General features: G+C 36.2%; 21 protein-coding genes and 1 pseudogene. 6 read left to right on the forward strand and 16 right to left on the reverse strand.

Annotated elements, in window-relative coordinates; genetic code table 11:
• A pseudogene (locus BUB91_RS21570) lies at positions 1–254 on the reverse strand (IS5/IS1182 family transposase); the annotation flags it as partial.
• 380 nt (positions 255–634) lie between these two features.
• Here BUB91_RS21570 and BUB91_RS13835 point away from each other — a divergent pair.
• Positions 635–2,110: an SLC13 family permease gene (locus BUB91_RS13835; RefSeq protein ID WP_073099887.1), complete on the forward strand. Its 1,476-nt coding sequence runs from the start codon at positions 635–637 to the stop codon at positions 2,108–2,110.
• 251 nt (positions 2,111–2,361) lie between these two features.
• Here BUB91_RS13835 and rpe read toward each other — a convergent pair whose 3' ends face one another.
• The 12 genes from rpe to tamL all read right to left on the reverse strand — a co-directional run bounded on the left by rpe (position 2,362) and on the right by tamL (position 18,553).
• Positions 2,362–3,021, reverse strand: a complete 660-nt coding sequence (gene rpe / locus BUB91_RS13840) for a ribulose-phosphate 3-epimerase (protein ID WP_073099888.1) — start codon at positions 3,019–3,021, stop codon at positions 2,362–2,364.
• A 42-nt stretch (positions 3,022–3,063) separates the two neighbouring features.
• On the reverse strand, positions 3,064–3,471 hold the full coding sequence (locus BUB91_RS13845; protein WP_164917865.1) for a BLUF domain-containing protein: 408 nt from the start codon (positions 3,469–3,471) through the stop codon (positions 3,064–3,066).
• A gap of 192 nt (positions 3,472–3,663) precedes the next feature.
• Positions 3,664–4,527, reverse strand: coding sequence for a sigma-70 family RNA polymerase sigma factor (locus tag BUB91_RS13850; protein ID WP_073099890.1), 864 nt, complete (start codon positions 4,525–4,527; stop codon positions 3,664–3,666).
• A 233-nt stretch (positions 4,528–4,760) separates the two neighbouring features.
• A complete protein-coding gene (locus BUB91_RS13855) occupies positions 4,761–7,484 on the reverse strand; it encodes a response regulator (protein WP_073099891.1) in 2,724 nt (907 codons plus the stop codon).
• Between the two features lie 224 nt (positions 7,485–7,708).
• The gene (locus BUB91_RS13860) at positions 7,709–8,908 is read right to left on the reverse strand and encodes a glutamate-5-semialdehyde dehydrogenase (RefSeq protein ID WP_073099892.1); all 1,200 of its coding nucleotides are present in this window, start codon (positions 8,906–8,908) and stop codon (positions 7,709–7,711) included.
• 76 nt (positions 8,909–8,984) lie between these two features.
• On the reverse strand, positions 8,985–9,755 hold the full coding sequence (gene proB / locus BUB91_RS13865; protein WP_073100002.1) for a glutamate 5-kinase: 771 nt from the start codon (positions 9,753–9,755) through the stop codon (positions 8,985–8,987).
• A gap of 4 nt (positions 9,756–9,759) precedes the next feature.
• Entirely contained in the window at positions 9,760–10,566 is an 807-nt protein-coding gene (gene proC / locus BUB91_RS13870) for a pyrroline-5-carboxylate reductase (RefSeq protein WP_073099893.1), read from the reverse strand.
• Positions 10,567–10,938: 372 nt separating this feature from the next.
• Positions 10,939–13,161 (reverse strand): polyribonucleotide nucleotidyltransferase, encoded by a 2,223-nt coding sequence (locus tag BUB91_RS13875; protein ID WP_073100003.1) that lies wholly within the window; start codon positions 13,159–13,161, stop codon positions 10,939–10,941.
• 254 nt (positions 13,162–13,415) lie between these two features.
• Positions 13,416–13,685 carry a 30S ribosomal protein S15 gene (gene rpsO, locus BUB91_RS13880; RefSeq protein ID WP_073099894.1) on the reverse strand — a complete coding sequence of 90 codons (270 nt, stop codon included), beginning with the start codon at positions 13,683–13,685 and terminating at the stop codon, positions 13,416–13,418.
• Between the two features lie 96 nt (positions 13,686–13,781).
• Positions 13,782–14,639: an acetyl-CoA carboxylase, carboxyltransferase subunit beta gene (gene accD, locus BUB91_RS13885; protein ID WP_073099895.1), complete on the reverse strand. Its 858-nt coding sequence runs from the start codon at positions 14,637–14,639 to the stop codon at positions 13,782–13,784.
• Between the two features lie 182 nt (positions 14,640–14,821).
• A complete protein-coding gene (gene fbaA, locus BUB91_RS13890) occupies positions 14,822–15,889 on the reverse strand; it encodes a class II fructose-bisphosphate aldolase (protein WP_073099896.1) in 1,068 nt (355 codons plus the stop codon).
• Between the two features lie 69 nt (positions 15,890–15,958).
• Positions 15,959–18,553 (reverse strand): translocation and assembly module lipoprotein TamL, encoded by a 2,595-nt coding sequence (tamL, locus tag BUB91_RS13895; protein ID WP_073099897.1) that lies wholly within the window; start codon positions 18,551–18,553, stop codon positions 15,959–15,961.
• Positions 18,554–18,558: 5 nt separating this feature from the next.
• Here tamL and BUB91_RS13900 point away from each other — a divergent pair, with 5 nt between their 5' ends.
• Positions 18,559–19,272 carry a TrmH family RNA methyltransferase gene (locus BUB91_RS13900; protein ID WP_073099898.1) on the forward strand — a complete coding sequence of 238 codons (714 nt, stop codon included), beginning with the start codon at positions 18,559–18,561 and terminating at the stop codon, positions 19,270–19,272.
• 98 nt (positions 19,273–19,370) lie between these two features.
• On the opposite strand, the gene BUB91_RS13905 is transcribed toward BUB91_RS13900, so the two are convergent.
• Genes BUB91_RS13905 through ubiE form a run of 3 tightly spaced genes read right to left on the reverse strand, consistent with a single transcriptional unit; the run spans position 19,371 to position 21,554 of the window.
• Positions 19,371–20,120 (reverse strand): class I SAM-dependent methyltransferase, encoded by a 750-nt coding sequence (locus tag BUB91_RS13905; protein WP_073099899.1) that lies wholly within the window; start codon positions 20,118–20,120, stop codon positions 19,371–19,373.
• A complete protein-coding gene (gene porT / locus BUB91_RS13910) occupies positions 20,120–20,821 on the reverse strand; it encodes a type IX secretion/gliding motility protein PorT/SprT (RefSeq protein ID WP_073099900.1) in 702 nt (233 codons plus the stop codon). Before porT ends, BUB91_RS13905 begins: the two co-directional genes overlap by 1 nt.
• 4 nt (positions 20,822–20,825) lie before the next feature.
• Positions 20,826–21,554, reverse strand: coding sequence for a bifunctional demethylmenaquinone methyltransferase/2-methoxy-6-polyprenyl-1,4-benzoquinol methylase UbiE (ubiE, locus tag BUB91_RS13915; RefSeq protein ID WP_073099901.1), 729 nt, complete (start codon positions 21,552–21,554; stop codon positions 20,826–20,828).
• Between the two features lie 219 nt (positions 21,555–21,773).
• On the opposite strand from ubiE, the gene trkA reads away from it, so the two are divergent.
• The 4 genes from trkA to BUB91_RS13935 all read left to right on the forward strand — a co-directional run bounded on the left by trkA (position 21,774) and on the right by BUB91_RS13935 (position 26,347).
• Positions 21,774–23,123 carry a Trk system potassium transporter TrkA gene (trkA, locus tag BUB91_RS13920; RefSeq protein WP_073099902.1) on the forward strand — a complete coding sequence of 450 codons (1,350 nt, stop codon included), beginning with the start codon at positions 21,774–21,776 and terminating at the stop codon, positions 23,121–23,123.
• A 4-nt stretch (positions 23,124–23,127) separates the two neighbouring features.
• Positions 23,128–24,636 (forward strand): TrkH family potassium uptake protein, encoded by a 1,509-nt coding sequence (locus BUB91_RS13925; protein WP_073099903.1) that lies wholly within the window; start codon positions 23,128–23,130, stop codon positions 24,634–24,636.
• Positions 24,637–24,717: 81 nt separating this feature from the next.
• Positions 24,718–25,695 carry a YpdA family putative bacillithiol disulfide reductase gene (locus tag BUB91_RS13930; protein WP_073099904.1) on the forward strand — a complete coding sequence of 326 codons (978 nt, stop codon included), beginning with the start codon at positions 24,718–24,720 and terminating at the stop codon, positions 25,693–25,695.
• Positions 25,696–25,786: 91 nt separating this feature from the next.
• Complete coding sequence (locus tag BUB91_RS13935; RefSeq protein ID WP_073099905.1) at positions 25,787–26,347, forward strand: fasciclin domain-containing protein; 561 nt, start codon at positions 25,787–25,789, stop codon at positions 26,345–26,347.
• Positions 26,348–26,374 lie beyond the last annotated feature (27 nt).

Here is a 26,374-nt window from a genome sequence, read left to right on the forward strand (position 1 = left end):
GAGGAATACAGGTTGCGAAGGTAAGCATAGATCAGTATCTTAAGCAGTGCACGGGGATGATAGCTTGATGTACCACCGCCTTTATAAGTGACCTCAATGGAACTTATATCGATCCGGTTGACAATCGCATTTACTATACGTACAGGATGGTTCTGCGGTACAAAATCATCATAACTAGGCGGAAGCAGGCTCAACTGAGACTGATGGTCGGTCTTCCAAACAGGTTTTGCTTTCATACCATGAAAGTAAAACATATTCAGAATAAATCCATAAAAAAAAGAGGCTGTCTTGACTTTTTAGACAGCCTCTTAGTTTTTATAAACTGTTGCTTTTATTAATAGGTTAGGGATATACTTGTTTTTTTGTTAAAAACATGCTTCAGGAAACATGAGTTAGTATCTTTAATAATAATTTATAAGCAGACTTATCTATACTTGTGTGCACCAGCTGTAGGGGGCTGATGCTTGTTTTAAAGTAAGATGGTCTGCTTTTTGTTCAATTCTATTGCTGTTCTTATCTAAAAAGCAAACTAAAATTACTTCTCGTTCTATCAGCGATACATTTAAATAAATGCTGTATTTTGATGCAAAATAGAGTCCTATTCAATCTCAAAATATTTAGTAAACTTTAATTAATGAAGGTAAATAAGATTGTCTTTCTAATAATAGCTCCATTACTATTTGTTATTTTTCAACAGTTTGACCCGCCGGCCGGGATGTCAGATTCTGCATATGATATTTTAACAGCTACCTTATGGATTGCTATCTGGTGGGTTACCGAAGCAGTACCAATAGCTGTAACGGCATTGCTTCCTATTGTTTTATTTCCGTTAACTGGAGCACTTGATATTTCAACAACTACCGCTTCTTACGGTCATAAATATGTTTTTCTCTATATGGGTGGTTTTATATTGGCAATTGCGATAGAAAAATGGGGATTGCATAAGAGGATAGCCTTACATATTATAAAATTTATAGGTACTAATGTTAAGCGCATAATCTTAGGTTTTATGGTAGCCACTGCCTTCTTATCAATGTGGATATCTAATACAGCGACTTCAGTAATGATGCTTCCTATTGGGATGTCTATAGTAGCGCAATTAAGAGACAATCCCAATACACTTGAAAATGAAAATAAGCTTTTTGGTAAAGCTCTGATGCTGGGTATAGCATACAGTGCATCAATAGGAGGAATGGCAACTCTGATAGGTACGCCTCCTAATTTAGTATTTGCAGGATATATTCAAGAGGTATATAATATAGATATTAGTTTTTTTCAGTGGTTTAAATTCGGTTTACCTATATCTATTTTACTATTGGGGATTTGTTGGTTTTATTTAACAAATATTGCATTTCAATTTAAGCAGAAAGAATTTCCTGGCGGAAAGCAAGAAATCAATAGATTAATAAAAGAACTAGGACCTGTAAAAAAGGAGGAAAAAATTGTTACGGCAGTATTTATAGGTACAGCTATATGCTGGATCACCCGTTCTTTTTTATTAGAAAAAATATTCCCGGGAATAGACGATACCATAATAGCTATAGCCGCAGGGATTTTATTATTTACACTAACACTGGGCAGTTCAGAAAAGAGAATTCTCAATTGGGAAGAAGCCGTTAAGATGCCATGGGGAATTATTCTACTTTTTGGTGGTGGAATGGCTTTAGCTTCTGGTTTTGAAGAGACTGGCTTAGCAAAATGGTTTGGTTTACAAATGACACTTTTAGAAAGTCTGCCTTTATTTTTGTTAGTCTTAATCGTAATATTCAGTGTTAACTTTATTACTGAATTGACCTCTAACTTGGCAACAACAGCGATGCTATTGCCCATTTTAGCTCCTATTGCATTAGAACTTAATTTGAACCCTTATATGCTTTTAGTAGCGACAACTGTTGCGGCTTCTTGTGCATTTATGCTTCCGGTAGCAACGCCACCTAATGCAGTGGTATTTGGTTCTGGTTATTTACGCATCCCGGATATGGTAAAAGCCGGGGTTTGGATGAATATATTTTCGATACTAATCCTTACCATTTTGGTTTATTTTATGCTGCCTTTTGTATGGGATTTTGATCCTTTTGGTTTTAGCTTAAAATTTCAAATAACATCATAATTTTGGTAACTTAAAAAAGAAAAAATCTTTCAGTTTTTAAAAAAACGTATTTTAAATGTTAAATATTAGGGGCAGTAAGGAATTCCGTAAAGTATTACAAAACCTATTTAGTTTCTTTGAAGAGAATTTAAAAATGCAGTTTTGCATTCTTAAAAACAAGCAGATTTGGTGACTAGATAGAAACAAGATTCGTATGCTGTAGGGGGCGTAGCGAATATGGTTAGATTTAGAATCCGGTCTGCTTTTTTTTATTAAGATATAATCGCTTTCAGATTAGAAATAGTCTCAGTAGGATCTTCAGATTTAAAAATATAACTGCCAGCAACTAATATATCTGCTCCACAATCTATTAATTCTTTAGCGTTTTTATTAGTGACACCACCATCTATTTCAATAAGCGTGTTTGCATTGTGTGTCATAATAATTTCTTTAAGCTCTCTGATTTTTTTGTAAGTATTATCTATAAAAGACTGTCCGCCAAAACCGGGGTTTACACTCATAATAAGAACCTGATCAATATCATTTATTACGTCTTTTAATAAACTAACTGGTGTGTGCGGATTGAGAGCAACTCCTGCTTTTATGCCGGCAGCTTTTATAGCCTGAAGCGTGCGATGTAAATGGGTGCAAGCTTCGTAATGTACGGTAAGGTGATTACTGCCAAGCTTTGCAAAAGTATCTATATAGCGATCTGGATCTACAATCATTAAGTGAACATCTATGGTCTTTTTTGCATGCTTAGTTATCGCTTCTAGAACTGGCATTCCAAAAGAAATATTAGGAACAAAAAGTCCATCCATTATATCTATATGAAACCAGTCTGCCTTACTGTTGTTAACCATTTTAATATCGCGTTCTAGATTTGCAAAATCTGCAGCAAGAACTGAAGGGGCTATGTAGGTAGGTTTCATAAATATGTTTTTCTTCGATTTTTTAATACGTTAAAAATACCATTACATTTTAGAAATGACAGATCCAAGTATAGAAATTGTACAATCAATTTCGTTATTTTCTAACAGTTTTAAGTAATTGAGGTAATTGTTTAGCTTTTGATATTGGTTTTTATCCTTCGGCACCAAAAAACCAGACTCATAATCGTTAAAAATAGCATGGTCTATTTTATTTTCTAGAAGCACTGTCACATTTTTATGTCTAGGGTCTTTGACAATTTTATAAAATAGAGCATTAACTTTTTCAAATTCGCCTTCAAGCAGTTGTAAATAGGTACCGTCTTTATAAAATAAAAACCCAGATATATCTTGTTTTTTATTTCTTTCAGCAATTTTATTAATAACACCATTAAGTATTTCAGCATCCGCAGGATTATTTGCGGTGCCAACATAAACTAATAAGTAAGTCATGTACATAAGATATAAAATCTTATAAAATAAAAATCCCCGGTAATCAGCCGGGGATTCATTCATCAATCAAAAAACGAACAGTTATGATGAACTGTTGTTACGTTAAATACTTTTATTTGGGGTTTAATTCTAGTGCAATTTATAAAAAAACAACCTTAAACCCCCATTTTTAACGAATTCTTGTAAAAAAAACTAACCTAAATAGGTTTTTAAAATTTTACTGCGAGACGTATGTTTTAATCTTCTAATTGCTTTTTCCTTAATTTGTCTAACACGCTCACGGGTAAGATCAAAGGTTTCACCTATTTCTTCTAAGGTCATAGGATGCTGATTGCCTAAGCCAAAATATAATCTAATAACATCTGCTTCACGAGGAGTAAGCGTGTCAAGAGCGCGCTCTATTTCAGTACTTAAGGACTCATTAAGAAGCTCACGGTCAGGGTTAGGAGACTCTCCAAAACGCAATACATCATAAAGATTAGAATCTTCACCTTGAATAAGAGGCGCATCCATACTTACGTGGCGTCCGGCATTTTTTAGAGATTCCTTCACATCATTAACAGTCATGTCTAGCTCTTTTGCTATTTCATCTGGACTGGGTGGACGCTCGTTTGCTTGCTCTAAAAATGCAAAAGCTTTATTAATTTTATTGATGCTACCTATCTTATTAAGCGGAAGACGTACAATACGTGATTGTTCAGCAAGTGCCTGAAGTATAGATTGTCTAATCCACCACACGGCATAAGAAATAAATTTAAAACCACGGGTTTCATCAAAGCGTTGTGCCGCTTTTATAAGTCCTAGGTTTCCTTCATTAATAAGATCAGGAAGTGTTAAACCTTGATTTTGGTATTGTTTAGCAACAGACACCACAAACCTTAAGTTAGCCTTAGTTAGTTTTTCTAAAGCAATCTGGTCACCGGCTTTTATGCGCTGAGCCAGTTCTACTTCTTCATCTGCTGTTATAAGATCTACTTTACCTATCTCTTGAAGATATTTGTCAAGAGAAGCGGTTTCTCTGTTAGTAACCTGTTTTGTGATTTTAAGCTGTCTCATAAACTTTACGTATTAAAAAAAATTAGTAAGAGGACTTTAATACTCGTGGTTCAAACCACATTAAATCAATTTTAAAGCATCGCTCTATAAGAAATTTGAGTGGCGGTATATTAGTTATACGTAATTACAAATGGAAAAGTTACAAAAGAACGTGTAAGTTTTTAGAAAAATTTAACACTTTTCGGACAGGTAATTTTTTAGGGATTTAACTGTTTAATTTGTAAGGAGTTAATTTAATTATTCTTTAGATTTATTAATTGAAGATTAACATCAAGAAGTACTTTGTTGTATAAGTTTTCAAAAGATTTTAGGCTTTTTTTAGCTTCTTCAACCTTGTCAGGAGTATTTATATTGGCTTCTATTTGTTGTAAATATTGACCAGGTTTTGTGAGGCCCAAGTTCATAAAACTTGATTTCATTTTATGAGCTAAGGTGCTTGCTCTGGGGTAATATTCTCGAGTAACACAATTGCGTAAGCTATTGAGATCTTCGGGAGTTTCCTGAATGAAAACTTCTAATAATGAAATTATAAACTCTTTGTCTCCATCAAAAATTTCAAAGAGATTTTTAATATCTACCGCAACAGATTCATCTGTAGTTTCTTCAGTTTTGGTATTGCCAATTACGGGTTTGGTTTTCATTCCTTCATCGGCGACTAACCAATACAATACTTCTTTAAGAGCTTCTTCTTTTAAAGGTTTAGTCAGGTAAAAATCAATACCAGCTTTGATTGCGTTTTTACGTGCTTCCGGGAAAACATCAGCAGAACAAGCAACAATAGGTATCTTTTTAAGACTGTCTTTGTTAGATTGACGTATCTGGGAAATAGCTTCTAGACCGTTCATAACCGGCATGTGCATATCCATCAGAATCAGGTCATAATCGGTTTTAGCATTTTGGTAAATAGCGACGGCTTCTTCACCGTTTTCTGCGATATCAGCCTGTACATCTAGGCCTTGTAATAATTGCCTGATGTAGAATTGATTCATTTTATTATCTTCTGCAACAAGAACGCGCAGACCTTTAATAGTGAGATTTTGATCTTTAAAGTCCTGCTCAATGTCTTTCATTTTTTTTAGCTGACTGATTTTAAAATCTAGAGTAAATTCAAAAGTGGAACCTTCCCCAAGCTTGCTAGTTGCTTCGAGTTTTCCTTTCTGTAAATTAATAAGCTCTTTAGTAATGGTTAACCCTAGTCCAGAACCATTTATTTTAGCGAGCTCGGGTTCATCAACTTGATAGAAACTATTAAATATGCTTTCTAATTTATCTTCAGCGATACCTATGCCTGTGTCGTTAACACTAAACTTGATCTTTACATTTTCGGTATTTTTAGCAATAAGTTTTAGGTTTAGGCTGATGCTTCCACGTTTTGTGAACTTTATGGCATTACCTACTAAATTGGTGATTATTTGATTCAATCTGTATTGATCTCCAATTACAATATCAGGGATCTGCTCATCTATTTCTGAAATAAATTGAACACCTTTTTCACGAGCTTTTATTTCAAAACCGGTGGCTAGGTTATATATGACTTCTCTTAAATTGAAATCTAAAGATTGAAAGGTTAGTTTCCCGGCTTCAATCTTTGAGAAATCTAAAATATCATTTACGATAGAAAGCAGATTCTTTGCAGAGAAAGATATTCCATCTAAATTTTTTTTGACCGCTTTTTTATCTTCCAGATTTCCGTTAGATAAAATTTCAGATAGGCCGAGAATAACATTTAATGGAGTCCTGATTTCATGACTCATGTTAGATAAAAACGTAGATTTTGCTTCCGCTGTACGTTCTGCATTGATTTTAGCTTTTAAGGAATCTTTACGATGTGAAATATCTTTTATTAGAAGCGTAAACGTATCAGCCGGTTTAGAAAAATTATTGCTGAAAGAAAGTTCACAAGGCAACGTATAATTTGGTTCGGTAGATAAATCAAGTTCTATACAGGAGCCTATTATTTCACTTTCTAAACCTTTATAAAGATTAGAAATATCATACCTAATATCCCGACTTACGGCCGAAGGCAATAATGTAAAAATCGATTTATTAATCAGTTCTTTTCCTTTCAAGTCAAACATAACAGAAGCGCGACTGTTGCAATCTTTAATAATTCCGTCAGAATCAAAAAGGAGATAGGCATCTAGAATATTTTCTAAAATATCAATTTTAGAAGTGTCAATATTTATGGTCTCTTTTATAATTTTCCCCTGCTCTTTGTCAACTGAGGGTTCTTTAGGTTTGTCAAAAAATAGGGTAGTATGGGATTCATGCAATAAAGATGTAAATAACTGTGGTATAATGTCAGAAATGCTTGTTACTGTAGGGATAAGCCTGTAATAATTAAAGAATTCTTCTTTTGTAGCAGAGAAGACAGAGTCTACAAAGTCTTGACCAAAAATTTCACCAAACTCTTGATTAATTTTTAAAGAATCGTCTTTTGTTTTTCTAAATGCATTAATTTGCTTAACCAAGTCTGAGCTAACCGGTTCTTTACATTGACTTTCTATGGTTTTAATCCAAGAAATTGTATTGCTGAGCTCCAAATCTTCATCTTTAAATTTTTTAAGAATTATGAGTAAAAAAAGTCTTGAAATGACGATTTCCTGATTTTTCCCTGAATGGTATAGCGGCAAAAATGCTTCAGATTTAACTACATCCGGGAAACTCATTTTTATTTCTGAACGAAGGTTTACTTCTGTATTTATATATCTGGAATCGTGATGAATGAGGTAGTTTTCTAATTCAAGATAAAATTGAGCGATTTGTAGTTCTCTGATGTACGTATCTTCAGCGAACTCATATTTTTTAATTTTAGATTTTATTAATGTAAGCCGAGCACCAGAAGTACCTAAATCATACAAGTATTCAAAAAAATCCGTGATAGGATTTTCTCTTACTGGTACAGGTTTAATTTTACTTGCCCTGTGATTAAGAAGGCGTTCTATAAATGAGCTCATTGGTTTTCAGAAACTTATAGTCGATCACAAAGTGTCCGACCAAATGCTAAAATAATCATTTATAGCGAATAACGTTTAATTTTACGTTTAGGAAAGTATCTGATTTAACAGTTGAATAACAATCAGTTGAAATTTGATGATTTTCCTAAATTTAGTTACTATAACGAAAAAATGGGCTCAAATATTTGAGCCCATTTAAATTTAGTGTTGAGGTATAAAATTAATTATACTCTTATGTGACCATCACCATATACATAGTACTTATTTGTCACAAGCTGTTTAAGACCTAATGGACCCCTATGGTGTAATTTATCAGTACTTATTGCAAGTTCTGCACCTACACCCATTTGACCGCCATCTGTAAAACGGGTCGAAGCATTATGATAAACCGCAGCCGTATCTATGTTTTCCATAAATATTGTTGCTGCTTCTTTATCTGTAGTCATAATTGCACTGGAGTGACCACCACTATACGTATTAATTTTACGCATAGCTTCGTCCATATTCTCAACTGCTCCTAAAACAATTTTCATCGCTAAAAATTCTTCATACCAAGTATCTTCGTTTGGTATTACTGCATTATCAGCAAGAGCAGCTTTAGACGTTTCATCTGCGAGAACTTCAACACCTTTTGCTTTTAAAATCTCATTTAATTCTTTGATACGAAATTCATATTCCGGCAGATTTTTATCTACTAAAACTTTATCTAAAGCATTACACCCTGAAATTTTATCAGTCTTAGCATTGATGATAACTTCAATAGTTTTTGCCCAGTCCGCTTTAGGATGTACATAGAGGAAGTTGTTACCTCTACCACTTACGAGAACAGCGCATTTTGCGTGTTCTTTTACAAAGCCTATAAGACGTTCTCCACCACGTGGTACGATTAAATCTAAAGGTTGATCTGGATTTCTAAGAAATTCCTGAGTTTCCTCACGATTCATTTGTAACATAGTAATCCATGACTCATCAAGGTCATTTTCTTTTAAGGCCTGTTTCCAGCAATCAACAAGAACTACATTACTATGAAAAGCTTCTTTACCACCTTTAAGTAAAATTTTATTATTTGCTTTAAAAGCTAGAACGGCAGCTTCAATAGTTACATCTGGTCTAGATTCATAAATAATCATTATGGTGCCAAAAGGTGCTGTTTTGTTGATTATTTTCAACCCGCTATCAAGAGTGTCATTAGAAATTTCTTGACTTACTGGATCATCCTGATTACGTACTTCGCGAATAGCCTGAACCATCCCTTTTATCTTAGCATCATTTACAACTAACCTGTCGTAAAGTGCTTGGTCATCTCTATTAAAGGCTTCTAGATCTTTTTTATTCGCCTCTAGTATTTCATCTTTTCTTGCTTCTATAATTTGCATCATAGAATCAAGAACTTTATTTTTTATATCTGAATTTAGTAATTGCATATTACTCTTACTTTTTTAGTTAATAATTACTCGAAAATTGAGGTTGACTCATTTATGGAGTAGACCTCATAGCGATTTAGGATGAAAATTTTGTTCCAATTTCCTTACCTTCTAAAAGGTCTACAATCACATTGTGTTTTTTCCCATTTGCTATGTAGCATGTGATATTTTTTCGAGCTGCATCTTTAGCGATTTTAAGCTTAGATTTCATTCCGCCACGACCTTCTCCTTCAGCTTTATTGTTTTCTTGAACATATTGTTCAACTCTTTGTTCTGGGTGAACTTCAGTCAATTTCTCTGAATTATCATCATCAGGGTGACCGGTGTACAATCCGTCAGTATCAGTTAATAGAATCAAAGCATCAGCATTAATGAGCTCTGCAACTAAACTTGCTAACTCATCATTATCTGTAAACATCGACATGGTCAAGGATACAGCATCGTCTTCGTTTGCAATAGGAACAATTCCTTCTGCTAATAATCCTTCATAACAGTTGATCATATTCTCGCGATGCTTACCTGGTGCAAAATCACGCTTGGTTGCTAATAACTGTGCGCAATGCATTCCGAAGCTATTAAACATCGTATAATAATGACGCATCATACGAGGTTGGCCTACCGAAGAAAAAATTTGCCTTCTAGTTGATGGATCTTTAAAATTACAATCACCCAAAACTTCTTTACCAGCAATCGCAGAACCTGAAGAAACTAATACAGGCTGGTAACCTTTCTCATAGAGTTCGGCAATTTGTCTGACTAACTCTTGAAGAACAGGGCCTACAATGCGGTTATTCCTGTTAGTCATTACGTTTGTTCCTACTTTTATAACTACACGTTTTGTGCTCATAAATTTATTTTTCTTTACCAAGTTCCGTTGCTCGGTCAAAAGCCGCATAAGCAGCCTCTTTAATTAATTCTTTTACATTATTATCTTCCATTGAATCTAACGCTGCACGCGTAGTACCTCCTTTAGAAGCAACGCGATCCATCCATTTTTCCGGAGTTAAATCGGATTCATTGAAGAGTTTTACAGCTCCTTCAAATGTTTGGGAAACCAACACTTTAGAATCATTACCAGAGAATCCCATTTTAAGTGCAGCTTCTAACATAGACTGCATAAAGTAAAATACATAAGCGGGACCACTACCAGAAATACCGGTAGAAGCGTCAATAAATTTTTCAGTTTCAACATGAATTGAAGCTCCGGTGGTATCTAATAAACTTCTTACTGTAAGTAGTTCAATTCTGCTTACTTCTTTAGATTCTGTAAAAGAAGTAACACCCTTACCTACTTTAGCAGGTAGGTTAGGCATTGTTCTAATCACTTTTTTTATTCCCAATCCTTCTTGAATAGTATTAATTGTAACACCAGCCATAAGAGAAACAAATAATTGTTCTTGGTTTATATAGGGCTTGATATTTTCAAACAAAGATTGGCTATGGTAGGGCTTTACCGCGATAAAAATAACATCTGCTTTTGGCACGCATTCTTCAACGCTATCATAAGCATCAAATTGAGCCATGGTTGATAAAGCTTCTGTTTTTTGAGGTGAGACATCAAAGATCATAAGCTTATGCTTATTTAAGAATGGAGAGCTTGCCATACCTTCTGCGTAGGTAAGTCCCATATTGCCAGCACCTAATACTAATACTTTCATTAAATAGTTTTTAATTAATTAGTTCGCTTTAGTAGTTGCAAGTACCATACGAGACTTCATAAAATAGAGAGTATATCGTTTTTTAGAAAAAAAAAAGCTTCTTAAGCTACTGTAGATAGTAGCTGCCGAGCGAATATTAAGTAAATGTTAAAAAAGAACATAAAAGTTTGCATCTCAAAATTGACAGAAAAACTGACAAATACTGTATATGTGTCAGTTTTATGGCAGTAATACCCCAGAATAAGTCATAATTTTTAGTGGCTGAATATAATTTAGAATAGTATTTTGATTTGTGGAGAATCAAACTCAAAATATTATTGCATAAAAAAAGGAGCCAAAATGGCTCCTCTTTCTGAATTGTAAATCAAGAAATTAATCTCTTTTACGATCTCTATTTCTGTTGTCACGATCACGATTATCTCGTGAACCGCGATCTTTATGATCAGTTCTAGGAGCGCGTTCTTTGTAACCTTCAGGTTTTTCAAGTAATGCTTTACGCGATACTTTTTCCTTACGGGTGCGTGAATCAATACCGAAATATTTTACTTCAAAAACATCTCCCATGTTGACAACGTCACTTACGTTTTCAGTACGTTCCCAAGCTAGTTCAGATACGTGCAATAAAACTTCGTTACCCGGAGCTTCAAGGTATTCTACAACAGCACCAAAATCTAACATTTTTATCACTTTTACTTCGTAGCTGTTTCCAACCACAGGCTTAAAGGTGATAGAATCAATTTTAGCAAGAACTGCGTTGATACCTTCTTGACCAGTTCCTAAGATTTCTACAACACCTTCTTCGGTTACAGGATCTTCGTTTATAACGATAGTCGTACCTGTTTCTTTCTGAAGTTCTTGTATCACTTTTCCTCCTGGTCCTATGAGTGCACCAATGTACTCATTAGGAATGCGTACAGAAACCATTTTAGGAGCATACTCTTTCACGTCTTCACGTGCAGTAGCGATAGTATCAGTGATCTTTTCTAAGATATGTAAACGACCATCACGAGCTTGTTTTAAAGCATTAACAAGAATTTCATATGAAAGTCCTTTTACTTTAATATCCATTTGGCAAGCCGTGATGCCATCTGCTGTACCGGTAACTTTAAAGTCCATATCTCCTAAGTGATCTTCATCACCTAAAATATCAGAAAGAACTGCGTATTTACCAGACTCACCATCAGAAATTAATCCCATAGCGATACCAGAAACCGGTTTCTTAAGCTGAACACCAGCATCCATCATTGCCATAGTACCCGCACAAACTGTTGCCATTGAAGAAGAACCGTTAGATTCTAAAATTTCTGAAACAACACGCACAGTGTATGGGCAATCTGCAGGAACCATTCCTTTTAAAGCACGTTGTGCTAAGTTACCGTGACCTACCTCACGACGAGAAGTACCTCTAATTGGGCGCGCCTCACCAGTTGAGAAAGGAGGGAAATTGTAATGTAAATAGAATTTTTCTTCACCTTCGTAAGATGGCATGTCTATTTGATTTGCTTCTCTAGAAGTACCTAAAGTAACTGTAGCTAGAGCCTGAGTTTCCCCACGAGTAAAGATTGAAGAACCATGCACAGATGGTAAATAATCTGTCTCACACCAGATTGGGCGAATCTCTGTAGTCTTACGACCATCTAGACGTAAACCTTCGTTTAACGTAAGATCACGTACAGCCGCTTTTTCCGCTTTGCTGTAATATTTTGAAACTAAATCACCAAAATCTTCTAACTCTTCTTCAGAGAAAGTAGCTTTTACTTCTTCTTTAATAGTATCAAAAGCTGTGCTACGCTCGTGTTTAGAAGATCCAGCTTTGGCTACTTCATAAACTTTATCATAACTAAGATCGTAAACCTTTTTCTCAAGATCTGCGTCTTCGCGTTCTCCTGCGTACTCCCGTGTTTCTTTTTTGCCAAAAGCCTCAGCTAGTTTTATCTGAGCAGCACACTGAACTTTGATAGCCTCGTGAGCAGCTTTAATAGCTTCGGTCATTTCTTCTTCAGAAATCTCATCCATCTCGCCTTCTACCATCATTACTGAATCTGCAGAAGCACCAATTACCATGTCGATATCAGATTCTGCAAGTTGAGTTCTTGATGGGTTGATGATAAACTCACCGTTTATACGACCAACACGAACTTCAGAAATAGCGCACTCAAATGGGAAATCTGAAAGTTGAATTGCTGCAGAAGCGGCAAGACCAGCCATTGCATCAGGCATAACATCATCATCATGAGACATCAACTGAATCATAACCTGAGTTTCTGCGTGGTAATCTTTAGGGAAAAGTGGGCGTAGTACGCGGTCTACAAGACGCATAGTAAGTACTTCGCCATCACTAGGGCGTGCTTCTCTTTTGAAGAAACCACCCGGGTAGCGACCTGCTGCCGCAAATTTTTCGCGATAATCTACCGTTAGCGGAAGAAAATCAACATCACTCTGCTTGTAGTTAGAAACTACTGTACAAAGCAACATACATTTACCGGATTGAACAACAACAGAACCGTGTGCCTGTTTTGCTAATTTTCCGGTTTCGATAGAGATTTCTCTACCATCACCAAGGTCTATGACCTCTTTGAAAGTTTGTGGAATCATATTTTGATTTTTCATCTGTATCTATAAAAGATACTGTTAAACATTAGCTGCAAACCATTAAGGTTAGCGGCAGGGTCGTTGTGTTGTTGTGTGTAGTGTTTGACCAATGAAAAACCTAAGGATAGCTTTCTTTGCCCTTGCGGGACTTTAACCAAAAGTATGGTTTTTATTTTATTGAATGCTCAAAAATTAAGTTGAGACAATCAGTTTTAAAAATAAACGGGGCTGAAACTCAGCCCCGTTTAAAATAAGAATTATTTTCTTAAACCTAATTCTTTAACAATAGCACGATATCTGTTGATATCTTTCTTAGTTAAATAGTCAAGTAAAGCTCTACGCTTACCTACTAATTTTACTAGAGAACGCTCTGTGTTAAAATCCTTACGGTTCTTTTTTAAGTGTCCTGTTAAATGGTTGATGCGGTGTGTGAACAACGCAATTTGCCCTTCTGCAGATCCAGTATCGTTTTTGTCTTTACCGAACTGACTGAAAATTTCATCTTTCTTTTCTTGAGTAAGATACATGCCAATATTGTTTAAAATAGTTTTTATGTATTCAACGAGGCTATCCCGTTGAGCCGGCAAAGATACAATTAATTCTCAAAAGAGGGCTAAACTTTTTTAATTACGAATTGCCTGATTAAGAATCAAGTCAATATAAAGATTGATGTTTTTCTTAAGTTCTTTACGATGTGTGATGAAATCTAAGAAGCCGTGCTCCTTTAAAAACTCTGCAGTTTGAAAATCTTCTGGTAATTCTTGACCGGTTGTATCTCTTACAACACGAGGACCAGCAAAACCAATTAGTGCGCCAGGTTCAGAAATATTGATATCTCCTAGCATTGCAAAAGAAGCAGTAGTACCACCTGTAGTAGGGTCTGTACAAAGTGAAATATATGGTATTTTGGCTTCTGCTAATTGAGCCAATTTAGCTGATGTCTTTGCTAGCTGCATTAAAGATAGTGCAGCTTCCATCATACGAGCACCTCCAGATTTTGATATAATTACTAAAGGCACGTTGTTTTTTAAGGAATAGTCTGCAGCACGTGCAATTTTTTCACCTACAACAGAACCCATAGAACCACCGATGAATTTAAAATCCATAGCAGCGACAACAAGATCTTTACCACAACTTTTTCCTACAGCCGTTCGCACAGCATCTTTAAGTCCGGTTTTTGCTTCAGCATCTTTAAGGCGATCAACATATTTTTTAGTGTCCTCAAATCCTAATGGATCTTTAGAACTAAGATTCTTGTCTAGTTCTTTGTATTTACCTTCATCAAAAAGGATCGAAAAATACTCATTACTACCTATTCTTACGTGGTAATCATCTTCTGGACTTACATAAAAGTTTTTTGCAAGCTCGTCTGCATCAATGATTTTACCGGTAGGGGATTTGTACCAAAGTCCTTTGGGTACATCTTTTTTGTTTTCGGTAGCAGTTTGTATTCCTTTTTCTTTCCGTTTAAACCAAGCCATAATTTGTGCTTTTTAATTTGTAAGCTACTCACAACCGTGAGATTTAATTGCTGTTAGGGGACACCCTCAAATTACTAAATGACCAAAACCAACATTATAAAATGAGCCAGTTAAATGTATAGGTCGAAAAAACCTCAGAAAATTAATTCTGAGGTTTCAATATTATTTTCGCGAAAGCGAAATTACAAAGTATTTACGTTATTTAAATCTTCAAATGCTTTTTCTAATCGAGCTGTAAAAGACTCTTCTCCTTTACGCAACCAAACGCGAGGGTCGTAATATTTTTTGTTAGGGCTGTCTGCACCTGAAGGATTACCTATCTGAGCTTGCAGGTAATCTGCATTTGCATCAAAATATTTACGAATACCTTCAGTAAATGCCCATTGTAAATCTGTGTCAATGTTCATTTTGATCACACCGTAGCTAATACCCTCTCGTATCTCTTCTACAGTAGAACCACTTCCTCCGTGAAATACAAAGTCAATATGGTTTTCTTCTACACCATATTTCTCAGTGATATATTCCTGAGAATTCTTAAGTATTTTTGGAGTTAATTTTACGTTACCAGGCTTATAAACCCCGTGAACGTTACCAAAAGCAGCAGCGATAGTAAATTGATCACTTACTTTGCTTAACTCTTCATAAGCATAAGCAACTTCTTCTGGCTGTGTGTATAACTTAGAAATATCAACATCAGAGTTGTCTACACCATCTTCTTCACCACCAGTGATTCCTAGTTCAATTTCAAGAGTCATTTCCATTTTGCTCATACGCTCTAGGTATTTTTTGCAAAGCTCAATGTTCTCTTCAATTGGCTCTTCACTCAAGTCGATCATATGCGAGCTAAAAAGGGAATGGCCATGTTCTTTATAATATTCTTCTGAAGCATCAAGAAGTCCATCAATCCAAGGCAATAATTTTTTAGCACAGTGGTCTGTATGTAAAATTACAGTTGCACCATAACGTTTTGCAAGTTCATGAACGTGTTTTGCTCCTGCGATACCACCTGCGATTGCCGCTTGTTGGTTTTCGTTAGAGTAACCTTTACCAGCGTTGAACTGAGCACCACCGTTAGAAAACTGAAGAATAACCGGAGCGTTAAGTTTTGCAGCAGTTTCTAAAACACCATTGATAGTGTTAGAGCCTATTACATTTACAGCTGGCAATGCATAACCGTTTTCTTTAGCGTGTTTAAAAATTGCTTGAACTTCTTTTCCGGTCGCAACTCCCGGTTTGATACTATGACTCATTATTTGTTTGTTTACTTAGTTAGAGGGCATAAAATTAATAAATAATTAGGGTTTGACCTCTTAATTCTATTAGAAAGGATAGTTAATCCCCACATTGTAGACGGCGTTTGCAAAGTTTGTGTTCTTAAACCAGCGTTCGCCTTCTGCTAGAGCGGGGTCGTATGTTTTAAAACCTACATCAAAGCGCAATACAAAAAAGCTAAAATCATAGCGCAAACCAAAACCCGTACCTACAGCTATATCTTCAAGACTGCTTAAGCCGTTAAAGGTTTCTTGAGGATTATTAACATTATCTAGAGCATTCCAAATATTACCTACGTCTGTGAAAATAGCTCCTTTTAAATCTCCTAAAAACGTAAAGCGTTGCTCCAGATTAAAAGCAAGTTTCATATTTGCTTCGTTAAAGTCGTTAGGGCTATTTGTGCTCCCGGGTCCCAAACGATACGCTTGCCAAGCTCTGTTATCGTTAGAGCCTCCACCAAAAAAACTTCGTATAAAAGGAATACTGTTTGAATTCCCGTATGGTATAGCAATACCGCCATAGGCTCTAAAAGCTAAGATATTATCATTACCAAAATCCCAGTGCTTGATAAAATCAAGTTCGGTTTTGATATACTGAGAGAATTTAACACCTAGAATTCTAGACGAACCATCATCATTTTTTTCAAGACCAACCAAATTGCTTATTGCACTCAGCGTGTTACCTGCAAGCTCTAGTTTAGCTCTAAAGCTGGTAAATTCATCATCAAATAGATTTTTTCGAGTGTTTTTAAAATAGGTAAAACTGGTTGCTAATATTAGGTTGTCTTCGGTTAAACGCTGGCGACGTTCTTCAATATTCACCACATCACTAAACTCTGAATTTGTAAGAGTGATCGCATTATTTTGTACTGCGTTTATGAATGCTAAAGATCCATCTGGTATAGAAAGATTTCCATTCTCGTTAAGGAAACCGGTAACTTGGTTTGGGTAATTCAGAGCAATGTCGTTAAGCTCTTCATAAGAGTTTTCATATACATTGAAATAGTTTAACACGTTTAGATTTCGCACATATTGAATATCAAAAAGGTCAAAACGATAATTCAAATTTTCAGAAGGAGTCCATTTATAATTTATCCCACCCGTAATGTTTTGCTTGTCTAAACCTATATTTTGCTGAATGCCTATACCGGTTGTAAAACTGGTAGACGGAGACATTTCTGGAGCGATAAAATTGGTGCGAATAGGGAAGAAGATTCTCGGGATGGTAAGGCTCACATCTGCGCCAATTTCAGTAATGTCAAAAAGCTCTGGACTGTTACTTCCTGCTGCTGTTCTAGAGTCACCAATACTTGCTCTACCCGAAATCTGTAACGTTTCCATTCCGCCAAAAACATTCCGTATTCTTAAGGAACCACCACCGGCTATACCAAAACGCTGAATGTTTGAGGTAGAAACATCAAAATCTGCTCTAAGATTAAATTTAGGCAAAGGGGTGAGCATAATATTTGCAATCAGATCAGTGCCTTCCGGATCATCTGGATCTTCAGAAAACCGCAGATCAGGATATCTGAAAGTTCCTAATTGACTCAGGCGTATTAAGGTTTGATTACGCGATTCATCACTATACGTATCACCGGGTTCTATAAAGACAGCATCCGTAAGGTATTTAGGTTTGTAGCGTATTTTATCATAAGCATACAAGTGATGATCATTAAGCTCAACACTATCTGAATATTTAGTGTCTCTTAAGGCGTAACCATAATCTGTAGTTATATTAACCTTACTTATTTTATGCACTTTTAGCGGAAGTTCATAAACTGAATCCCGAGCACGAATTTCACGGTTTCTAATATTCAATTCCAGATTTACTTTATGATCTGTATTTACAGAATCTCCCACAAAACTGATGAATTCCTGATCAAAATGAAAGAGACCATTATTCCGCATTAAATCTGTTATCCGGTTGGTTTCGGCATTAATATCTAACAATTCATATTGCGTATCCTGCTTGATGTAAGAAGCATTTTTATGCTTTTCATAAATAGAATCTGCAGCCGGTGATTTTATAAAAGTTTTTAAAGAATCAATAATATAGGGTTGACCTGTAGCAACTTCATAAATAACCTGACCGTGTTTCTCTAAACTATCTTTTTGGATTGAGTAGGTGGTTTTAGCATTAAACCAGCCTTTACTGTTGTAGTATTCAGTGAGACGATCAGCAGTTCGCCTAGTGTAATTGTCTGAAATAATCGCGGGTTCTTCTCCAAAATTTTTCAGGACATCGTTAACATCTAATTTAAATTCAATGTATTTATCCAGCTGTTTACGAGAAAGAACAGCAGACCAGAAATTTAGAGTTCGCTGATTATTATCATTCAGCTTTGCTTGTAGAATAGAATCCAGATTGGGTCTTGCCCAATTGTAGATGTACAAGCGCACAGGAGAACCTAATAACGGTAACTTAGCATTAGGTTGCTGATAGGGGATGTTATCGATGTTGTAAGCCTCGTTCTCTTTACCATTAATGAGAATGGTATTTTTAGTTAGCAATAATTTTCCGTCAGGAACGCGCTTAACGGCATCACAGCCTGCCAGTATGAGTAGCAGTAAGATAATAAATCCTATTTTTGCGGAAAGGTGTTGCAAGAGCTTCTTTATAAAAATAACTTCAAAAATACACATTAGACGTGGTTAGCAAAAGCCAAATAAAATTAATAACGAGTCTGTCTCAAAAAAAGTACCGCCAACAGCATGGTCTATTTGTGGTGGAAGGTTTAAAAGGCATTTCTGAATTTTTAGAATCTAACTTTGCCTTGCACAGTCTTTTTGCGCTTGAAGGTTTTTTTACTGAAGAGCAACCGACTGAAGTTACTCTTGCAGAGTTGAAAAAAATAAGCTTTCTCAAGACGCCTCAAAAGGCTCTGGCGCTATTTGAAATTCCTGAAGATTTGAATAGGACAGAGGCCGGTTTTCAATTGATTTTAGATGATGTGAGAGATCCTGGCAATCTGGGAACGCTAATCCGTTTGTGTGACTGGTACGGTATTAAAAACCTTGTTTGTTCTAAAGAGACGGTAGACTGTTTCAATCCTAAAGTTATTCAGGCAACTATGGGGTCACTTACTAGAGTGAATCTGATTTATACCGATTTGCCAAAGTATTTAGTAGAACAAGAATTACCTATTTATGCAGCGTTTATGGATGGAGAATCTGTTTATAAAGAAGAACTTCCGCAAGATGCAATCTTAATTCTAGGCAACGAAGCCAACGGAATTTCTGATGCAGTAGCCGAAAAAATTCAGCATAAAATAAGCATACCTCAATTTGGGCAAAGTACCACCGAAAGTCTTAATGTAGCAATCGCAGGCGCAATACTTGTAAGTGAGTTTAAGCGTTGTTGATATTTACTCGATAATCAAGATTTGAATGCTCCAAGGCTTGCCGCCTAGAAGTCAAAATCTATTTCCTTTAACGCCTTGTGCGCTTGCCCTAAGCTTGTTTACTTCAAAGCACAAATACGTAAGCGCTTATAATCTGCGTAATAAAATCCGTCTTTATATAAACTGTCATGAACACGTTGTTGTGTTATTTTTCGAATTTCAGCAGCATCGTTTTCCGGGATATCTGTAAAATATTTTCCGGCAAACATCTCTAGCCAGTCTATGATTCCGGTTTCAGGATCTTTTAGTTTAGTTGGCCGTTCGTATAAATGCGCAAAAGTGACTTGAAAACCACGTTGTTCCAGAAAGTGACAATAGGTTCCTAATTTTGGGAAATACCAGTTAATCGTTCTCGATTGTTTGAGATAGCCTTTCTCTTTAAGAACAGAGCTTAAGGCAAAGATAATGGTTTCAATATTACCATTTCCACCCATTTCAAGGAGCAGTCTTCCGTCTGGCTTTAGATTGCTGTACATAGCAGAAATCGCAGCTTCCGGATTTAGAATCCAGTGTAGCGTAGCATTACTAAAAATAGCGTCATACTGCTCAGAATCTATAAAGCTTTCGCCACGTGCTTGAACAAAATTGATGTTACTGAATTTGTCTTGAGCAGCTTTGATCATTTCTACCGAAGCATCAATACCTACTAAATCAGCACCACTTTCAGCAATTTCTGCGGTAAGCTCGCCGGTACCACAACCCAGATCCAGAATGCGTTCCCCGCTTTTAGGGTTCAACATACTGATGAGGTCTTTTCCGTAATCAAATACAAAACCGTGCTTTTCTCTATATAAATCTGCTTCCCACATTATTGAAAGGTAAAGTTTAAAAATATTCCGCGTGATTGCATGACTTCTATATTTGAGGTGTACAAACTGTTAGGATCTTCATCTCTAACAAGTTCGTCAGTAAGTGCAAAAACACCGCGTATACTCGGTGAAAATTTAAAATAAGGTAAATAAAAATCGACGCCAAATCCCACCTCATAATAAAAGGTGTTATTTTTCATTCTAAATTGTCCTGCACTGTTGTCATCAGGATTCTTCTCATTACTAGATAAGTTGTAGGACCAGCTGAAACCGCCTTCTACAAACGGCCTGAAATTGTTAAGCCTTTTAGTCGAAAACTTCAGCAGTAATGGAATATGAATGTAAGTGGAATTTAGTTCGCGCATGCGGTCATTATCTTCTCCCGGAATGTCTAAATAAAACAAGGTGCGGGCATTGTATACAAGGCCAGGCATCAAGCGCAAATCAAGATAGTCGTTAATGCGTTTATTGCCCAATAATCCTACATTGAAACCGAAATTTTGTTCCACAAAAATATCAGGACGATCTTCTTTATAATCAAAATTAAAATCAAATCTGTTTATCCCAAAGTAATATCCCCAGCTCCACGGCTTCTTGTCAAAGTTCTCATCATTGAGAATTCGCTCACCAGTTAAAAATTGAGCTTCAGAAGTAGAAATAAGCCCAATATTAAAGAATAAAAAGATAAACAGTTTACGCATAGAATTACTTTGATGCCGAATAAATGGTAGCAACCCCCATTGTTTGCGGATGGTCTTTAACATGAGTAAACCCAGTTTTGCGTAAAATATTGTTGAGTTCTTCGCCATAAGGAAAAACAGATGCACTTTCGCTCAAATAGGCATAAGCATCACGATCTTTTGAAAAAACATGACCTATAAGGGGTAGTAAGGTTTTAGTATATATACCATAACCTTGTTTAAAAGGTGTCTTTGTAGGAACTGAAGTTTCTAGAATCGCAAAAATCCCTCCAGGTTTTAGAACTCTTAGAATTTCGGCAAGACCTTTTTCTAAAGTTTCAAAATTACGAATACCAAAAGCTACGGTTATCGCATCAAAGTAGTTATCTTCAAAGGGTAAATTTTCAGAATCTCCCTGAACCATCTCAATGGTTTGGTCAAGGTCTTTAGCTATAATTTTTTCTTTTCCTACTTTAAGCATTCCGGCAGAAATGTCAAGTCCTATGATTTTTTCAGCCTTAGTTTCAGCAAGGTTAATGGCCAGATCACCAGTACCTGTAGCCACATCAAGAATGCGGTGCGGTTGGGTGGCGGCTACCATTTTTACCACTTTTTTTCGCCACTTAATGTCTATGCCAAAAGAGATTACCCGGTTAAGACCATCATACTCGCCAGAAATGGTATCAAACATTTGTTCTACCTGTTCCCGTTTTGATCTTTCTGAATTTTTATAGGGATTCACGCTGCCGCTCATAACTTATTTTTAATGGCAAATATAGTATTTGTAAATCTGATAACGCTTTAATTTTAGAAGGCTGTTATATTTAAAGTTATCTCTATTAAATCTACTATCTTTGCAAGGTTTTACTCACCAAGTGGGGTGGAGAATTTGAGGAGAAACCTCTTAGATAAATTGTTTTCATATTAACTACTTAGCGGACTTGCCTCTGGGTAGATTACTTCAAACTCAACTATGAAGATTGTTATTGCAGGTGCCGGTGAGGTGGGTTTTCATTTGGCTAAATTACTGTCTTTTGAATCTCAAGATATTACTCTTATCGATGTAGATAAAGATAGGATTGCTTATGCAGATACGCATCTTGATATACGTACTATTCGAGGAGACTCTACTTCAATAGCTATTCTCAAAGAAGCGCGTATAGATGGTACAGATTTGATAATTGCTGTTACTGCCAGTGAGACTACAAACATTACCGTTTGTGTACTCGCGAAACAAATGGGAGCAAAGCGAACTATTGCCCGTATTTCTAATACCGAGTTTATAGCGAATCAAGAAGTAGCCGGATTTAAGAAATTTGGTATAGATGAGTTGATTTCTCCAGAAAGCTTAGCCGCTTCAGAAATAGAATTGTTACTCAATCAATCTGCTTTTAACGACAGTTATGAGTTTGAGAACGGAGCGCTAACAATGGTGGGTACTTCATTAAGTCGTACTGCTTCTTTTGTGGGTAAAAGTGTAAAAGAAGCCGCGCGTATATTTCCAAGTTTGCATTTTATGCCTATTGCGATTCAGCGAGAGGGAACACAATATACATTGATCCCTCGTGGAGATACGATCTTTAAAGAAGGGGATCAGGTTTACTTTATGACGGTCAAAGGTGGAGTAGAAGAGCTTTATAAATTGACCGGTAAGGCGAAGCAGCAGATTAAAAATGTAATGATTTTAGGCGGAAGTAAAATAGGTTATAAAACCGCCCGTGATTTATGTTCGCACAACTTTAATGTAAAGCTGGTCGAGAAAGACAGTGATAAAGCATTTGATCTCGCTGAAAAATTGCCCAAAACCTTAGTAATTAACGGTGATGGAAGAAACGTAGAATTGCTTGAAGAGGAGAATATTTATGATATGGACGCTTTTATTGCCGTAACTGGTAATAGTGAAACCAACATTATGTCTTGTCTAGTGGCAAAGTCTAAGAGTGTAAAAAAAACAATCGCACTAGTTGAGAATATGGATTATTTTCAGCTGTCACACAGTATAGGTATAGATACGCTGATTAATAAGAAGCTGTTAGCAGCGAATAATATCTTCAGGTATATTAGAAAAGGAGATGTTGTAGCGATGACCAAACTCAACAATATGAATGCAGAGCTTCTAGAATTTATTGCGAAGCCCAATTCTAAAGTTATAGGTAAGCGTATAAAGGATCTTGACTTTCCGAGATCTGCAACTATAGGTGGTATTGTGCGTGATGGAGAAGGGATAATAGCTTTGGGAGAAAATAAAATAAAAGTTGGTGATCGTATTGTTGTATGTTGCCTGCTACGCTCCATAAATAAAGTAGAACGTATGTTTATATAACTACATGCCTAACAGAGTCAGACTTAATTATAAAATCATTTTTCATCTAATGGGTGTATTGCTGCTGTTCAATGGTGGTTTTATGCTTATATCTGCTTTAGTAGGTTATTTCTACGATGATGTTTCGGTAGCGTTGGGGATTATTTCTTCAGGATTGATCACGTTATTTTTAGGAATGCTTTTTATGTTCTTTACACGGGATCATAAAAAGGAAATTCAAAAACGAGAAGGATATATTGTCGTAACCTTTGGATGGATTTTTATGTCGTTGAGCGGTTGCCTTCCGTATTTAATTACCGGGGCAATCCCTTCTTTTACAAATGCTTTTTTTGAAACGATGAGTGGTTATACGACCACAGGAGCATCTATTCTAAATGACATAGAAGCAATACCTAACGGAATTTTATTCTGGAGAAGTACTACGCACTGGATAGGAGGTATGGGTATTATAGTGCTTGCGATTGCGATTCTTCCTTTGTTGGGAATTGGTGGGATGCAGCTTTTTGCTGCGGAAGCTCCCGGGCCTAACGCCGATAAATTACATCCCAGAATCACCGATACCGCAAAACGACTTTGGCTTATTTATTTTGGATATACAGTTGCTGAAACTATACTGCTTCAAATTGCAGGTATGTCGTTTTTTGATGCGATTAATCATGCGATGAGTACTTTGTCAACCGGTGGTTTTAGTACGAAAAATGCCAGTGTTGCCTATTGGAATGATAGTCCTGAAATACAATGGATTATCATCGTATTTATGTTTCTAGCAGGTACAAACTTCGTACTCAGTTATTTCGCTTTTAAAGGGAAATTACGTTCCGTTTGGAAGGATGAAGAGTTTAAATTGTACACGGCTTTTACGGTAGGTTTTACAATATTGGTCGTTCTGATCATTATATTACGGGCAGATGTTTCGGTGTCTTCAATAGATCATCCCATGGTTTGGGGAGAGTATGAGAGCGCAATAAGACATGGGTTGTTTCAGGTAATTTCGGTTATTACCACGACGGGATTTGTTTCTGCAGATTTTACAATGTGGGCACCTTTTGCGACTGTAATCTTTTTTGGTTTGATGTTTTTGGGTGGTTCTGCCGGCTCAACTTCCGGGGGAATTAAGGTTGTACGACACTTAATGATTGTTAGAAACGGAGTACTCGAATTTAAACGCACGCTTCATCCCAATGCTGTTCTACCGGTTCGTCATAATGGCAAGGCAGTTTCTAAAGAGATTGTATTCAATATTTTAGGTTTTTTTATCTTATACTTACTTGCGTGGATTATAGGGGCCTGTGGTCTTGCGGCTTTAGGTCTTGATTTTGCGACTGCTCTGGGAGGTTCTGCTTCTTCGCTGGGTAACGTAGGTCCTGCTTTTGGGATTTTGAGTCCGGTTAATAATTTTGATGCATTGCCTATGGTAGGTAAGTGGTGGTGTGCATTTTTGATGATGATAGGTCGTCTAGAATTATTCACTGTTTTGATACTGTTAACGCCGTTCTTTTGGCGTAATCGCTAGTAACGTTTAACTTTACAGCTTATTAGAAGTGCTGTTTGAAAACTCTTTTTTGAGCATCAATTCTACCCAAAAAATAGTATCTTGAAAAATTACGATCTTATTATAGTAGGTGGTGGTCCTATAGGTTTAGCCTGTGGTATTGCAGCAACAAAAGCGAAGCTCAATTATATCATTTTAGAAAAAGGAGTTCTGGTAAATTCGCTTTATAATTTCCCGGAGCAAATGACTTTTTTCTCGACTTCAAATTTGCTTGAGATCGGCGATGTCCCTTTTGTTGCGCATAATGATAAGCCTACGCGTAAAGAAGCCTTAGAATATTATCGCAGAGTTTATGAGAGCTGGAAGTTAAATATACAACTCTACACACCTGTATCTGGAATGCAGCAAACTGAAGATGGTTATATTTTAGATACACCTAAAGGGCAGTTTAAAACTAAAGCGGTAATTGTATCAACAGGCTTTTATGATACCGCTCGTAAATTAAATATTCCGGGAGAAGACCTTCCTAAGGTTAAGCATTTCTACGACAGTCCGCACCCGTATGTAAATCAAAAGCTTTTAGTTATTGGAGCTGCAAATTCGGCGTGTGATGTAGCACTTGAGACTTATTATAAAGGAGCTGAGGTTACGATGGCAATCCGCAGCAATGAGATTTACCCCAAAACTAAATATTGGATCAAGCCAAATATCGAAAACCGAATCAAAGAAGGTTCGATCAAGGCATATTTTGAAACCTCGGTTACCGAAATCAAATCCCATTCAGTTGTATTGAATACTCCGGAAGGTGAGGTTGAAATAGAAAATGACTTTGTATTAGCTATGATAGGTTATATGCCAGATTATTCCTTATTTGAAAATTTAGGGATTCCGGTAGATGAGGAAAATCATAAAAAACCTATTCATAATCCTGAAACTTTAGAAACTCCGTTGCCTAATGTATATGTTGCTGGTGTTATCAATAGCGGACTCAAAACAAGTAAATTGTTTATTGAGAATACACGAGTTCACGCAGATATGATTTTAGAACATCTCAAAGCTAAAATTGGGCAGATGGCTTAATATAGTTAATATTTTCCCAAAGAAATATATTGTGAAAACCTTTGAATGAACTTGTCTCGTATGTGTAACTGTAACTAAAAAAACTTACACTATGAAAAAGAGAAATTCACTATCAACACTTTTTATCGCATTATTTATCGCTGCAACAACTGTTGCAACTGCACAAGAAACTAAAATGGTAGGAGGTGCAGCAATGTATCCTACTAAAAACATCGTTGAGAATGCAGTAAACTCAAAAGATCATACAACTTTAGTAGCTGCTGTAAAAGCTGCAGACTTAGTTGAGACTTTGCAAAGTGAAGGTCCTTTTACCGTTTTAGCTCCTGTAAATGCAGCTTTTGATGAATTGCCGGAAGGAACTGTAGCTACCCTTCTTAAGCCAGAAAACAGACCAGCTTTACAAGGAGTGCTTACGTATCACGTAATTGCAGGAAAGCATTCTGCAGCAGATATTATGAAAGATATCAAAGAAGCAGGAGGAACCGCTGAGTGGACGACTGTTAACGGTCAGAAATTATGGGGAATGATTGATGGAAATATGGTTAAAATTAAAGATCAGGCTGGTAATGTTGCGACAGTAACTATCGCTGATGTAAACCAATCAAACGGAGTGATTCACGTAATTGATACAGTTTTGCTTCCTGAAATGTAAAATTAAGACCTTTTAAAAAATAAAAAA

This window comes from Leeuwenhoekiella marinoflava DSM 3653, from assembly GCF_900129005.1.
Lineage (GTDB): Bacteria > Bacteroidota > Bacteroidia > Flavobacteriales > Flavobacteriaceae > Leeuwenhoekiella > Leeuwenhoekiella marinoflava.